The 13,658-nt window shown below is 44.3% G+C and carries 12 protein-coding genes; 9 read left to right on the forward strand and 3 right to left on the reverse strand.

Translation table 11 applies throughout. The features are described 5' to 3' along the window. Positions 1 to 48 precede the first annotated feature (48 nt). Positions 49 to 1,464, forward strand: a complete 1,416-nt coding sequence (locus tag ACT7WV_RS07435) for a DEAD/DEAH box helicase (RefSeq protein ID WP_445102291.1) — start codon at positions 49 to 51, stop codon at positions 1,462 to 1,464. Positions 1,465 to 1,634: 170 nt separating this feature from the next. Continuing rightward, a complete protein-coding gene (gene thrC / locus ACT7WV_RS07440; RefSeq protein ID WP_445105599.1) occupies positions 1,635 to 2,744 on the forward strand; it encodes a threonine synthase in 1,110 nt (369 codons plus the stop codon). 139 nt (positions 2,745 to 2,883) lie between these two features. On the opposite strand, the gene ACT7WV_RS07445 is transcribed toward thrC, so the two are convergent. After that, a complete protein-coding gene (locus ACT7WV_RS07445) occupies positions 2,884 to 3,336 on the reverse strand; it encodes a hypothetical protein (protein ID WP_445102292.1) in 453 nt (150 codons plus the stop codon). Between the two features lie 193 nt (positions 3,337 to 3,529). On the opposite strand from ACT7WV_RS07445, the gene ACT7WV_RS07450 reads away from it, so the two are divergent. Beyond that, positions 3,530 to 4,033 carry a DUF4112 domain-containing protein gene (locus ACT7WV_RS07450; RefSeq protein ID WP_445102293.1) on the forward strand — a complete coding sequence of 168 codons (504 nt, stop codon included), beginning with the start codon at positions 3,530 to 3,532 and terminating at the stop codon, positions 4,031 to 4,033. Between the two features lie 490 nt (positions 4,034 to 4,523). Further along, on the forward strand, positions 4,524 to 4,817 hold the full coding sequence (fdxB, locus tag ACT7WV_RS07455; RefSeq protein ID WP_445102294.1) for a ferredoxin III, nif-specific: 294 nt from the start codon (positions 4,524 to 4,526) through the stop codon (positions 4,815 to 4,817). Positions 4,818 to 4,937: 120 nt separating this feature from the next. On the opposite strand, the gene ACT7WV_RS07460 is transcribed toward fdxB, so the two are convergent. Beyond that, positions 4,938 to 5,729 (reverse strand): cobyrinic acid a,c-diamide synthase, encoded by a 792-nt coding sequence (locus ACT7WV_RS07460; protein ID WP_445102295.1) that lies wholly within the window; start codon positions 5,727 to 5,729, stop codon positions 4,938 to 4,940. A gap of 651 nt (positions 5,730 to 6,380) precedes the next feature. Between ACT7WV_RS07460 and ACT7WV_RS07465 the strand changes: the two genes are divergently transcribed. Continuing rightward, entirely contained in the window at positions 6,381 to 7,421 is a 1,041-nt protein-coding gene (locus ACT7WV_RS07465) for a hypothetical protein (protein WP_445102296.1), read from the forward strand. A gap of 17 nt (positions 7,422 to 7,438) precedes the next feature. Here ACT7WV_RS07465 and ACT7WV_RS07470 read toward each other — a convergent pair whose 3' ends face one another. Further along, the gene (locus ACT7WV_RS07470; RefSeq protein ID WP_445102297.1) at positions 7,439 to 8,284 is read right to left on the reverse strand and encodes a carbohydrate ABC transporter permease; all 846 of its coding nucleotides are present in this window, start codon (positions 8,282 to 8,284) and stop codon (positions 7,439 to 7,441) included. Between the two features lie 315 nt (positions 8,285 to 8,599). Here ACT7WV_RS07470 and ACT7WV_RS07475 point away from each other — a divergent pair, with 315 nt between their 5' ends. From ACT7WV_RS07475 to accA, 4 genes are all read left to right on the forward strand, one after another. Then, positions 8,600 to 9,295: an aldehyde oxygenase (deformylating) gene (locus ACT7WV_RS07475; RefSeq protein ID WP_445102298.1), complete on the forward strand. Its 696-nt coding sequence runs from the start codon at positions 8,600 to 8,602 to the stop codon at positions 9,293 to 9,295. 87 nt (positions 9,296 to 9,382) lie between these two features. Continuing rightward, complete coding sequence (locus tag ACT7WV_RS07480; protein WP_445102299.1) at positions 9,383 to 10,969, forward strand: B12-binding domain-containing radical SAM protein; 1,587 nt, start codon at positions 9,383 to 9,385, stop codon at positions 10,967 to 10,969. A gap of 171 nt (positions 10,970 to 11,140) precedes the next feature. Further along, positions 11,141 to 12,163: a long-chain acyl-[acyl-carrier-protein] reductase gene (locus ACT7WV_RS07485; RefSeq protein ID WP_445102300.1), complete on the forward strand. Its 1,023-nt coding sequence runs from the start codon at positions 11,141 to 11,143 to the stop codon at positions 12,161 to 12,163. Positions 12,164 to 12,319: 156 nt separating this feature from the next. Next, positions 12,320 to 13,300 carry an acetyl-CoA carboxylase carboxyl transferase subunit alpha gene (gene accA, locus ACT7WV_RS07490; protein WP_445102301.1) on the forward strand — a complete coding sequence of 327 codons (981 nt, stop codon included), beginning with the start codon at positions 12,320 to 12,322 and terminating at the stop codon, positions 13,298 to 13,300. The last annotated feature ends 358 nt before the right edge of the window (positions 13,301 to 13,658 follow it).

Genomic DNA, 13,658 nt, shown 5'->3' on the forward strand with positions numbered 1-13,658 from the left:
TAACTTTTAGACTCCGAAAAACTGAAAATTAACAGCGAAAAGTAACTTATGACCCTTTCTTTTCAAAGCCTGGGCCTGTCTGAAGCTCGTGTCCAAGAACTGGAACAATTAGGCTTTACGACACCAACGCCAATTCAAGTCCAAGCAATTCCCGAACTGCTCAAAGGACGCGATATGGTAGCCCAGTCTCAAACTGGCACTGGTAAAACAGCTGCCTTCTCGCTACCAATGCTGGAAAGTATTGACCTCAAGAACCCAGCAGTACAAGCGATCATTTTAACACCGACACGAGAGTTAGCCTCTCAAGTAAATGATGCGATTCGCGATTTTAATAGCGACCGCCGACTAGGAATCCTCACCGTTTGTGGCGGTCAGTCGATGGATCGGCAAATTCGACGGCTGCAACGAGGAACCCAGATCGTCGTAGGTACACCCGGACGGGTAATTGACTTGCTCGACAGGGGCGATCTAAAACTTGATCAGATCAATTGGGTGGTACTCGACGAAGCTGATGAAATGTTGAGTATGGGATTTATTGATGATGTCAAGAAAATCCTCAAAAAAACTCCAAGCAATCGTCAGACAGCTTGTTTTTCGGCCACCATGCCTAAACAAATCTGTGATTTAGTTAACCAATTCCTGAAATCGCCAGTCACAGTAACCATTAAGCAAGAAAGAGTCGCACCAGCTCGGATTGAACAACGAGTCTACATGGTTCCCCGTGGTTGCCCCAAAATCAGGGCTCTTCAACCAATTCTGGCTCTGGAAGACCCGGAAGCAGCACTAATTTTTGTGCGGACGCGACGCTCAGCAGCTGAACTGACTACCCACTTACAGTCAGCCGGTTACAGTGTAGATGAGTACCATGGTGATCTGAGCCAGTCCCAACGTGAGCGACTGCTCCAGCGGTTCCGTCAAGGTCAAGTCCGTTGGGTTGTAGCTACAGATATTGCGGCGCGGGGTCTGCATGTTGATCACCTATCTCACGTAATTAATTACGACCTACCGGATCAGGCAGAAAGCTATATTCACCGAATCGGTCGTACAGGACGTGCTGGAAACACAGGAATAGCAATTTCTCTGATTCAACCTCTAGACCGGCGCAAACTGAACTTGATTGAGCGCAAAGTGCGGCAAAAGATAGAAGTATCGAGAATTCCCAGCCGTTCACAAATTGAAGCGCGGCATCTGGAAAAACTGCAAGACAAATTGCGCGAAGCTCTAGCAGGTGAACGGATGGCTTCCTTCTTACCGGTGGTAAGAGATTTGAGCGAGGAATATGACCCTCAAGCGATTGCAGCAGCGACGCTGCAAATGCTCTACGATCAAACTCAACCATCTTGGGCAGCACTAGATTTTGAAACGCCAATGGTGGAACGACCAAAAGTCAACAAACGTCGCTCCTCCAGGTCTAGTAAAAGAGAAGAACCCCAGAAACCTGTGATACAGAACCCATCACGCTAAACTGAGGTAAGTAAAAGTCTGAAAAGTAAAGATGAAGTGTCAAGTATTAACTCCTGAGTGAGTTAGATAGCTGAATCAATTACCGAAATATCAGATTCTCAAACTTAACACTTCACACTTACTTTCACTGCTCAATAACTAACTCTTGCCTAAAAAAAGTGGCTTCAAGTCTGTCTCCTGTCAACAACCCTACTTACGGGGAATCCGCCTCCGGGCAAATTCACTGGCCTGGTCTAATCGAAGCTTACCGTCCTTATTTGCCGGTCACCGAGTCAACGCCAGTAGTAACCCTCCAAGAGGGTAATACCCCCTTAATTCCCGTGCCAGCGATCGCAAAGCTGATCGGTAAGGGTGTACGAGTATTGGTGAAGTACGATGGTCTCAATCCTACCGGCAGCTTCAAAGACCGAGGAATGACAATGGCGGTTTCCAAGGCAAAGGAAGCAGGAGCTAAGGCCGTGATTTGTGCCAGTACCGGCAACACTTCCGCAGCAGCAGCTGCCTACGCGGCGCGGGGTGGTATGCAGGCTTTTGTCCTTATTCCCGATGGTTATGTAGCACTAGGCAAGTTAGCACAGGCGTTAGTTTACGGAGCCCAAGTGCTGGCGATTCAGGGAAACTTTGACGACTGCTTGAAAATTGTGCGGGAGATGGCTTCTACGTATCCTGTCACGCTAGTCAACTCAGTTAACCCCTATCGCCTAGAAGGTCAGAAGACAGCCGCTTTTGAAGTAGTAGACACTCTAGGAAATGCACCAGATTGGCTTTGTATACCCGTAGGCAATGCGGGGAATATCACCGCCTACTGGATGGGATTTTGCCAATACCATCAGCAGGGTAAGTGCGACCGCTTACCCGTAATGATGGGATTTCAGGCCTCCGGCGCATCTCCCATCGTCACCGGCAAAATTGTTCCTCATCCCGAAACTTTAGCTACAGCAATTCGTATCGGTAATCCAGCTAGTTGGCAGCAAGCAATTGCGGCCCAACAAGCTAGTCAGGGACAGTTTAACAGTGTCACTGATGCGGAAATTCTCGAAGCTTATCGGCTATTGGCATCCCAAGAAGGAATTTTCTGTGAACCTGCTAGTGCAGCATCTGTGGCTGGTTTGTTGAAAGTCAAAGATCAGGTGCCTAGCGGTGCCACAGTGGTCTGTGTTCTTACTGGCAACGGTCTTAAAGATCCAGATACTGCAATTCAACATAGCAATAACCCCTTCAAGCAAGGAATTGCACCCACAACAGCAGCAGTGGCCCAAGTTATGGGACTGCAAAATTAAAAAAATACTAAATTAAAATTAATTGGACTTATTTTAGTAAAAAAGTAAAGTCCTAATTTATTAATGATCAATCTTAAATAGAAGGGTGGGAAATACCCACCAACTAACAGAAGAAATTCTAATTTTTAATTTCTAGTTCTCAATGGTGATTACCACGTTGTTTTGAGAGCTGGTCAATAGTATCCCCAATCACAGCAGTTAGGCTTTTGCGAGTTTGAACATGATTAGTTTGCTCAGCCTTTAAAGCATCGATAAGGCGATCGCGTTCGAGCATGATCTCAGTCAGCCTTGCTTTCAATTCCTCAATAGTGAGCAGTTGTGCCACTTCCTGCTCAATTGCCGACATTGCTTCTGGATCTTCCGATTTAATTCGATCACTCTCTCCTTGTAGTTGCTGAACTTTTCTTTGGAGAGCTTCTATTTGCTGTTGAGCAAGGCGTGCTTGAATACGACGTTGCTCTGCCTCGGTAGTGTATAGTTTACGCCAACTAGCCGCACTTTCATCCGCTGCCTGGCGATCCCTAATGCTGTCTGCTAGTTGCTGCTTTAGTTCCCTGATTTCGGCTAACCACCGAGTGATATCACTACTCATCGATAGGTTCTCCTTCTGTGTTCCACTGCACGGATAAAACCCTTAAATGCTAACTTGTATAGATCGTATTGCTGACCGATTTAATAAATCAATTGTCTGTTAGTTTGGCACCTTAATTACTCAAAAGCTTACGGCAAAAATTACCAACTCAGTTGCTCTACTATTATTGTCTTGCTAACTCTTTTTTTTTGCCATGCCACCACTCAATCCTCGACCTTCCAACCAACCACTCGACTCCCGAATGCCTACTCTTAGGCGTCTACGCCAGTTGAGCCACCTACTCGATAATGCCATTGCCATTCCAGGGACACCTTACCGTATTGGTCTAGATCCTGTACTAGGTTTATTGCCAGGAGGGGGTGATATTTTGGCAAGTATCCTTTCAGCATATATAGTTCTAGAAGCCTCGCGCCTAGGTGTACCACGAGCCATGTTAGTGCAAATGGCTACCAATATTGTTTTAGACACAGTAGCCGGTTCCGTACCAGTGCTGGGAGATTTGGTTGATGTCGGGTGGAAAGCCAATGCCAAAAATGTTGCCCTGCTAGAAGCGCATTTGAATGTTTCTCCTACCAGACAAAAAGTTGATTGGTTATTTCTTGTCTTGCTGTTGGGGGGATTAATTTTATTTGTGATACTCATGGCTATTATTAGCCTCACAATTGTAAACTGGCTGCTAGGAGTAATCAAACTCTAACCAAGTAAGCAGATCAAGCTAAATATACTGGTAGCAGTCCTAGATGAATTGTAAAAATTTACTATTTCGTCTGTGTGCACCTGTGGTTGATTTTTCTCATTAATCCTTGAGGATAACGATGAGGACTCTCTCGTCAGGTATTAGGTAATTCTTAGCTATCAGCCTTTGCCACTCACCTCTAATGCCATAACTTTCTATGCCGCTCATCTGCATTTATTTATACTCATTCTGAACTAAAAAATAAGAAAACTGTTGCTTTTTCTACTATCCTATATAAGAATCTGTGTTATTAGAAAAATGATGAAAATTATTTGCAACTAATTAAAAATAAATTATTTGTATAAACAAATACACTAAATTTAGTGTCAAAAAAAAACAATTTTCTTAACTATATACGCAGCATCTTTTAATAAAAAAAACTAGGACTTCAGGCTAGTATTTGTGAAGAGAAAGCAGACCTTCGTATAAAGTTGGAGAGGTAGAACACACCATGTCAACATTAACTGGCGTAACTTTTGGCGGTAATACTTGGACTCCTGAATTTATTCAAAACATTGACTGGAGCAAGTGCCTTGGCTGTGGCAGATGCTTTAAAATATGTGGTCGTGATGTGCTTGAGCTACTAGCACTTAACGAAGATGGAGAAGTTATAGAAGAAGAAGGCGATGAAGACGAAGCTCGTAGAGTAATGAGCATTAGCAACCGAGAAAACTGCGTTGGCTGCAAAGCTTGTGCAAGACAGTGCGCGAAAAAGTGCATCACTAATGAAACTTTAACTGTTTAACATGCTCCCCAGACTCCATACAGTAGTCTGGGTATTGCCCTGGAGCCTTGTCTGGATGTGTAGAGTTGGTATCAAAAGAGCATGACTCATCAATGAGTCATGCTCGTTAATATTTGTGCTTTACAGGAAGATACTTTCTGGATCAGAGTTGAAAATATATTCGTAATCAAAAACTAAAAAATTAGGATTGTAAATTATAAAGAATCCTAATTTTGCAACCTTGTGGGTGGGAAATGTAGCCATGACTAGTTCTACTAGTTTCTTGTCTTCTATCTGAGGTTTTTCAATAAAATAACGACGCTTAGCAAAAAAAACCTTCTCGTGTACAGGAATGATAATTTTGTTAACACGGTGGGCATGTTGAACTGGTTTAATAAAATTTTTTATAAAAGTCTCTGGACTTTTCTGTAAAGAATATAACCTTTCATGTTGTAACCAGCTCATTTTAAAGATCATTTTAATAATCTCGAAGCCTAAAATATAGTTAAGCAGATTATTTCGTTCTTTTAAAGAAGAGAATAAGCGTAAGACTATTTTCAAATAAAGTTCAGGTTGCGTGTGCCGATTTTGAGCCGAATGTATATAAAACTGATTGATATACTTTTTCAAAAGCAAATCACTAATCTCTTGCTGAATATAAAACTTACAAAGGTACTTTTTTAATATTTGTTGAGGCACTTTATCCTCAAGCATTTTGGAAACTAAGCTATCGGCAGCGTAATTATCCAAAAAATCAGATTTAGTTTCCGGCGTGGCTACAGATATTAGGTGACATAACAATAAAACATAGGAACGTTCGTCTATCGGTAATCCCTCTACCCATTCTTTTATTTCCTGAGGAACTATTTGAAAAATATCAAAATCTCTAATAATTTCAGAAGGATAGGGTTTCTGGTAGTTGGGTTCGTCCATGAATTGAAGTCTTAAGAATTAGGCAGACAAAAATCCAGGCAGTCAGCTTCTCATTAATTTGAGGAAATATAATTAGCTTAAGTTGGCTGTCAACAAGTATAATTTAAACCGACAAAAGGAAATAATAAACTTTTCCCGGAGTGACTGTAGGTAGACAAAAATCAGGGTTAGGGTGAAGTTTTGTATTTATAATCTAATGTGCGTCTAATCCATTACACTCACAGCATTAACAGCAAAACCCTCTCGGAAGATTTTGCCAATTATCAATTTTTATTAAAAATTCTGAACTCAAATACCCTTTGAGTGTTTTCGGCAATGTTGTTAACTAAAAACTAGACTTGCAGAATCATCGTCACTTTCCTAAAAAATTAATCTCAACTTTGCTAGAGGTATCATCAGAAATATACCAGAAGTATTGAGTGCAATATTTTAGACCCCTAGCCTACAAAAATTATGGTTAGGGACAAGGAAGGCTACGGTATCTTGGACTCAAGCGAGAATCGCGACTGGACAACTAAATAATTACCTTAATCACCAACGCAGCTTGTGCAAAATCCTAGACAAAGCACTAAAGGCACTCTACCTATAGCGTAATTATCCGTTCAAGAATCGTGCCATAATAATCCGACCGCCACTCAATGATTGCTTCTCATGGTTGAAGTACCACAGTCTACCGCCGACCTGGCTGCTGTCCTTGAGCAACCAGTTGATCTCAATTTCAATCTGCCAGATCCAGAAGATGAGGAAATTTTAGAATATGATTTTCAACAACTAGTCGATAACGCTTGGCTAGTGTGCGATCGCTTTGACCTCCAAACGGAAATCTGGCGAGGGCGAATTTTGCGAGTAGTTCGAGATCGAGAGAAAAAAGGCGGCGATGGCAGAGGCACAGGATTTCTGAACTGGCTTAAAAGCCGAGAAATTAGCAAAAGTTATGCTTATTCCCTAATTGAACTGGCCAACAGTGCCGATACTCTCTTAGCCGAAGGAAGACTCAACTCCAACTCGATTAACAACTTCAGTAAACGAGCATTTGTTGAAACGGCTAAGTCTGCCCCAGAAGTGCAACAACTAGTAACAGATGCTGCTCAAAAAGGCGATCGCATTACCCGTCGTGAGGTCAAACAACTCTCTGATGAATGGACGGCAATGTCCTCAGAATTGCTCCCAGATGAAGTTAAGGAAAAATCCGCTGGTGGCAATATGCCTGCGCGCTATTTAGCGCCTTTGGTCAAAGAAATGGAAAAACTACCAGAAATCCATCTCAAACCATTACAACAAGAAGTAGCGGCAAGCCCTGATGTTGATACAGTCAAACAGGTAACCTCCGATGCCCGTTACTTAGCCAAGTATCTCGAGGCTGCCGCCCAAGTCCAGGCCCTGAACCAGTCCTCCCTGGACTTGGAAATGGCACTAGAGGAAGCCCTCAGATTGGACTGTTTAAATACTGCTGCTGATTTAGTTAAACAGGCTTCTGTACTCGAACAGACTGTTGGTAAACTTTTCACTACCTGGAAACGCCTAGGCAGCCTTTCAGATAGATTGTATGTAGACACAGGTGCTAGTACCCCGAATTTGCGATCGCTCTTGAACTGCCTAGAGGGCCTTGCTGGTGAAGTAATCGAAGTAGCACTCGACGACACAGGAGAACAAATTATTCGCCTGAAAGTGATGACAGAGGTTAATTCTTGATATTGCTCAAAATTGGGTCAATTCTTTATTCCTGTTGACCCAATTCCTTGGATAAACTGCCGCTGGCCGACAAGAAACAGTAGCACCACAGGCACTGTTGCTATAACTACAGCAGCCATCAGCAAAGACCAGTTATTGGTAAATTGTTCCTGGAACTCAGCTAGGGCTAATTGCACTGTCCTCAACTCTGGTCGAGTAGTAAAAATTAGGGGTTTAAATAAATCGTTCCACTCCCCAATAAAGGTAAATAAAAACAACGTCAACAATGCTGGTTGGGATAAAGGCAGCATCACCTGAGTGAGAATTTGCAGTCGGGAAGCCCCATCCAGCGCCGCCGCCTCCTCTAACTCTACTGGGACTGTGAGAAAATACTGCCGCAAGAGAAAAATACCAAAGCCATTGGCTGCCGTGGGCAAAATTAGGGCTGCATAGGTATTGATCAAATTGCCCCACTTAAGAACCAAAAAAATCGGCACCACCAAAATCTGAAAAGGAATTACCAGGGTTGCGACAATCATCAATAGCACTGCTTGACGGCCCCGAAATTTGAGTCGCGCTAAAGCATAGCCGGCCAAAGCGGAGGTGAGTAGCTGAAAACCAGTAACTGCCAGAGCCACTAAGGTTGAATTGGCAAAAGCTAACAGAAAATCGCCCCTAACCCATGCTTGACGATAATTATCCCATGTTACTGCCTTTGGTATGATGCTAGAACTAGAACTGGTGACACTGCCAGGAGGTGCCAGAGATGTCAGGAAAACAATCACTAAAGGCAGTAGTACGACAACAGCGGCTATGCTCAGCAACAGAACCAGCAGCATTTTTCCTAGCAACGATGAGGGGTTTTTCTGAGATAGATTAGGCATTTCTACTGATTTGACTTTATCCTTGTTAAGATGGGAATTCTCGTAAAGTAGGAAATCCTGGAAGCGCTTGCTCAGAAGTCCAGATCGTCACTACTAGCCAAAGCCCTACAGGCATACCTACGCTTAAGAGTTTGGCAGGGTGTCATTTTCCCGTACCATACTTTCCCTCTTAGGAGGGTATTGCATAAAAAGCAGTAACGTATAACATAGCTGGTTAGGTTACTAAACTTAATCATCTCGACCTTTACCCGACCGGTAAAGGATTAGATAACTTTGTCGCAGCATACCAATGCCAACAGGAGACAATCTACCACTATGCAGCAGCTTGCAGTCAGTCCGGAGTTCGATTACCAAAGTGAAACCTACAAAGACGCCTACAGCCGCATCGACGCGATTGTGATTGAAGGTGAACAAGAGGCTCACGATAACTACATCAAACTGGCTGAACTGCTGCCAGATCAACAAGATGAGCTGATTCGCCTCTCGAAGATGGAAAACCGCCACATGAAAGGTTTTCAGGCCTGTGGACGGAACCTAGATGTCAAGCCAGATATGGAGTTTGCCAACAAGTACTTTGCTGATTTACATCAAAATTTTCAGCAAGCAGCAGCAGCAGATCAAGTTGTCACTTGCCTGCTAATTCAATCGCTAATTATTGAGTGTTTCGCTATTGCCGCCTACAACATTTATATCCCTGTAGCTGACCCCTTTGCTCGGAAGATCACCGAGGGTGTTGTCAAAGAGGAGTACACCCACCTCAACTTCGGCGAAGTTTGGCTGCAAGAACACTTTGAAGAATCTAAAGCTGAACTAGAAGCAGCTAATCGTCAGAATCTGCCTATTGTTTGGCGAATGCTCAACGAGGTTGAGCAGGATGCCCATATCCTGGGTATGGAAAAAGAGGCTCTGGTGGAAGACTTCATGATTGCCTACGGCGAAGCCTTAAGTAACATTGGTTTCACCACCCGCGACATCATGCGGATGTCTGCCTATGGGCTGACTGCTGCTTAGCACAAATTAACCTAATTGTCTAACCAGTCCACCGAAGGCAGTGGTATAAGGGGGGTAAGTTGCCTAATTTTCTGTTAGGAAAAATACATGAAAGCACTTTTACTTTACCCCCGCTTTCCCCAGACCTTTTGGTCCTATGACCGATTCATGGAGATTGCTGGACTAAAGGCAGTTATTCCCCCCTTAGGAATTATTACCATAGCGTCCCTGTTGCCAGAGGATTGGGAAATTCGTTTTCATGACCGCAACGTCGCCTTAGAAACAGAGGCTGATTGGGAGTGGTGCGATATCGTCATCCTCTCCGCTATGTTGGCCCAGAAACAAGACTTTCAGCAGCTAATTCAGAAAGCTGTGGGGTTGGGCAAGAAAGTAGCCGTGGGTGGCCCTTACCCCACTTCCGTTCCAGAGCATGCACTTGCTTCTGGCGCTGATTACCTGATTCTAGATGAGGGCGAGCTTACCATTCCACTATTCCTCGAAGCGATCGCTCAAGGACAAGAACAAGGCATCTTTCGTTCTCTCGAAAAGCCAGATGTCAGCCTTAGTCCAATGCCTCGCTTCGATTTGCTCAAACTGGATTCCTACTTTGCCATGGCAATCCAGTTTTCTCGTGGTTGCCCTTTCAACTGTGAATTCTGCGATATTATTAGTCTCTACGGTCGCAAACCTCGTACTAAAGAACCGAGCCAAACCCTTGCTGAGCTGCAATTTCTCTACGAATTGGGTTGGCGGGGAACACTATTTGTCGTAGACGATAATTTCATCGGTAATAAGCGCAACGTTAAATGCCTGTTGCGAGAACTAATTCCCTGGATGGAGGAACGTAATTATCCCTTTAGCTTCCTTACAGAAGCCTCTGTTAATTTAGCAGAAGACTCTGAACTGTTAGATTTGATGGTCAAAGCTGGTTTCTACTCAGTCTTCCTCGGTATCGAAACCCCAGATCAAGACAGCCTCAAGGTTACTCACAAGTATCAAAATACCCGCCATCCCTTAGTAGAAGCCTGTCGCATCATTAACCAGGCTGGACTGTTAATTTATGCGGGATTTATCATCGGCTTCGATGGAGAAAAAACTGGTGCAGGCGAGAGGATGCAAGCCTTTATTGAAGAAACTAGCATTCCCCAGCCCATGGTAGGCATTCTACAAGCTTTGCCTAATACTGCTCTGTGGCAACGGCTTAAACAAGAGCAGCGCTTGCAAGAAGGCGTCGGTGTTGTTGAGTTGGGAGACCAAAACTCTTTAATGAACTTTATACCCAGCCGCCCGATTGCTGAAATTGCTAGAGAATATGTTCAAACTATTTGGAAAGTCTACGAGCTAGAAAGTTACCTGAGACGGTGTTTTCAACAATGCCTGAATATCGCTAACCACCCGAAAAGAGGTCAAAGTGCTTATTTCCCTCCTGGGAAAGGAGCGCGACTCGTAGCACAGTTAATTTGGCGTCAAGGGATACGGCGGCCGGAGATTCGCGGTCTGTTTTGGCGGCAGCTTTGGAGAATCCTACGAGAAAAGCCTCAATTTCTCAACATGTATCTGGGTCTGTGTGCTGCTGGAGAGCATTTCTGGGAATACCGCGTTCTCACCAGAGAACGGATTACTCAGCAGTTGGGGTTTGATCCGCTCAGTATAACTCCTGTAATTGAGCCGCAACCAGCTCTGACCAGAGCCTGATCTGAGCTGAATGATTGTCCTTACCAGAGACTCTCCTAAGGAGAGTTGAGGTTTTTTTTACCAGCCGCTCTCCAAGAGCGGCAATTTTTTGTAATATCGTTAAGAGTCGTTAACTATTTGTGTCCTTTATCCCCATTCCGCCTGATCTACAGGTCTATACGCGAGCAATACATGTTTGGTCTCATCGGTCATCTTACCAGTTTGGAACACGCCCAAGCCGTTGCTAAAGAGTTAGGCTATCCAGAATATGCCGACCAAGGGCTGGATTTTTGGTGTTCTGCACCGCCCCAAATCGTTGATACAATCAAGGTTACCAGCATCACCGGTCAACAGATCGAAGGTCGGTACGTAGAATCTTGCTTCTTGCCAGAAATGCTCGCTAATCGCCGCATCAAGGCGGCAATGCGCAAAATCCTCAATGCGATGGCTCATGCCCAAAAGCACAGCATTGACATTACCGCATTAGGAGGCTTTTCTTCGATTATCTTTGAAAACTTCAACCTGCAGCAGATGAAGCAGGTTCGTAACGTTAAACTGCAGTTTGAAAGATTTACCACTGGTAATACCCATACCGCCTACATTATTTGCCGCCAGGTGGAACAGGCTTCTCAAAAACTAGGAATTGAACTTTCAAAAGCAACCGTTGCTGTCTGCGGAGCAACTGGTGATATTGGTAGCGCTATTTGCCGCTGGCTTGATGCACGTACTGACGTAGGAGAATTATTGCTGATTGCCCGAAACCAAGAAAGATTAAAAGAGCTACAAGGTGAACTCGGTCGCGGTAAAATTCTCGGACTGGAAGAGGCTCTACCACTGGCAGATATAGTAGTTTGGGTCGCTAGTATGCCCAAGGGCGTGGAAATTGACTTCACTTGCCTGAGGCAACCCTGCCTGCTAATTGACGGTGGCTACCCCAAAAACCTAGGAACGAAGATTCAGCGTCCCGGTGTTTACGTCCTCAATGGCGGCATTGTAGAGCATTCCTTGGATATTGAGTGGCGGATTATGCAAATCGTCAATATGGATGTACCAGCACGTCAGCTCTTTGCCTGCTTTGCAGAATCTATGCTCCTGGAATTTGAAAAATTGTATACCAATTTCTCCTGGGGAAGAAATCAGATTACGGTAGAAAAAATGGAGCAAATTGGACAAGTATCAGTAAAGCATGGCTTTAGACCACTACTGAGCTGTTAGTTATTTGTTTCCTGTTGTCGCTAGTCACTTGACAACTTACTGCTGAGTAGGCTTTTTAACAATGATTTGGGGCAATTGGCGCTCAGTAGCGAACCCTGAAAAAAAGAGAGCCTACTTAGCTGTAATTCTTAACCCTCCAGCCTGAAAATTTTAATTATGGCAACCTTAGAACAAAGAACCTTTCTTCTCGACTTTGAAAAGCCCTTGGCTGAGTTAGAGACACGAATTAACCAGATTCGCCAACTAGCAGAGGAAAACGAGGTTGATGTCTCTGACCAAATCCGACAACTGGAGACCCGTGCTAAGCAGCTGCGTCAGGAAATCTTCAGCAGTTTGTCTCCGGGACAGAGGCTACAGCTAGCGCGTCACCCTAGGCGTCCTAGTACCCTTGACTATATCCAAGCAATTAGTGATGAATGGATTGAGTTGCATGGCGACCGCCGGGGTTACGATGATCCCGCTTTAGTCGGTGGCATCGGTAAACTAGAAGGGCTGCCGGTGGTAATGTTAGGTCATCAAAAAGGTCGCGATACCAAAGATAACGTAGCTCGTAACTTTGGCATGGCATCTCCTGGAGGCTACCGTAAGGCAATGCGGCTTATGGAACACGCTAACCGCTTTGGCATGCCTATTTTAACTTTTATCGACACGCCAGGAGCCTGGGCAGGCGTTAAAGCTGAAGAGCTAGGTCAAGGAGAAGCGATCGCTTATAATCTACGAGAGATGTTTCAGCTTGAAGTCCCCATTGTCTGTACAGTCATCGGTGAAGGTGGCTCAGGTGGGGCCTTGGGGATTGGCGTTGGCGACAAATTATTAATGTTTGAATACGCTGTTTACACTGTAGCTACCCCGGAAGCTTGTGCCGCAATTCTCTGGAAAGACTCGCGCAAAGCACCGGAAGCAGCAGCAGCCTTAAGAATCACAGCTTGGGATCTCAAAAGCTTCGGCATTCTCGACCAAATATTGCCAGAACCACTAGGTGGCGCTCATACTGACCCATTAGGAGCAGCTTCTGTGCTCAAAGAGTCACTATTACAAAACCTAGGAGAATTGAATCAACTAACACCTGGAGAACTTAGGGAGTTACGTTATCAGAAGTTCCGCAGCATTGGTGTCTTTACTGAGGCCCCAGTTTAAACTACTGCTTGGGCTATCTCACTTTTTAGTTAGCTTGAAACTTTTGGCATTGCATAATTACGGAAGGATGTGGGTTTTTGCTCCCTAGTTCCCCTTGTCCCCTATTCATTCCCTGATTGTGCAACTCCCAGTTTTTTGCGCTGTCTTGACGGAGTTCAATTGATGTTGGGATACCCCAAGCGAAGAACTTTATCAAGTCTTTTGTTGCCTAATGCGGCTAAATTTTCCAAATATTCAGCCTTTCTGGGTGATATAATTTCTAGAGTAACAATTTTTTACATTTTACTAATTTGAGGTAGTTGGTCAATTTGCCACCGAATCAAAGCTAGACTAAGTCCTGGGAAACGGCAGTATCCCC

This window comes from Symploca atlantica LB2515, assembly GCF_052546295.1.

What these genes read in the sequence shown, in the direction of transcription:
- ACT7WV_RS07435 (WP_445102291.1), top strand. Translation starts at nt 49, where the DNA reads ATGACCCTTTCTTTTCAAAGCCTGGGCCTGTCTGAAGCTCGTGTCCAA.
- ACT7WV_RS07445 (WP_445102292.1), bottom strand. Translation starts at nt 3,336, where the DNA reads ATGAGTAGTGATATCACTCGGTGGTTAGCCGAAATCAGGGAACTAAAG.
- ACT7WV_RS07450 (WP_445102293.1), top strand. Translation starts at nt 3,530, where the DNA reads ATGCCACCACTCAATCCTCGACCTTCCAACCAACCACTCGACTCCCGA.
- fdxB (WP_445102294.1), top strand. Translation starts at nt 4,524, where the DNA reads ATGTCAACATTAACTGGCGTAACTTTTGGCGGTAATACTTGGACTCCT.
- ACT7WV_RS07460 (WP_445102295.1), bottom strand. Translation starts at nt 5,729, where the DNA reads ATGGACGAACCCAACTACCAGAAACCCTATCCTTCTGAAATTATTAGA.
- ACT7WV_RS07465 (WP_445102296.1), top strand. Translation starts at nt 6,381, where the DNA reads ATGGTTGAAGTACCACAGTCTACCGCCGACCTGGCTGCTGTCCTTGAG.
- ACT7WV_RS07470 (WP_445102297.1), bottom strand. Translation starts at nt 8,284, where the DNA reads ATGCCTAATCTATCTCAGAAAAACCCCTCATCGTTGCTAGGAAAAATG.
- ACT7WV_RS07475 (WP_445102298.1), top strand. Translation starts at nt 8,600, where the DNA reads ATGCAGCAGCTTGCAGTCAGTCCGGAGTTCGATTACCAAAGTGAAACC.
- ACT7WV_RS07480 (WP_445102299.1), top strand. Translation starts at nt 9,383, where the DNA reads ATGAAAGCACTTTTACTTTACCCCCGCTTTCCCCAGACCTTTTGGTCC.
- ACT7WV_RS07485 (WP_445102300.1), top strand. Translation starts at nt 11,141, where the DNA reads ATGTTTGGTCTCATCGGTCATCTTACCAGTTTGGAACACGCCCAAGCC.
- accA (WP_445102301.1), top strand. Translation starts at nt 12,320, where the DNA reads ATGGCAACCTTAGAACAAAGAACCTTTCTTCTCGACTTTGAAAAGCCC.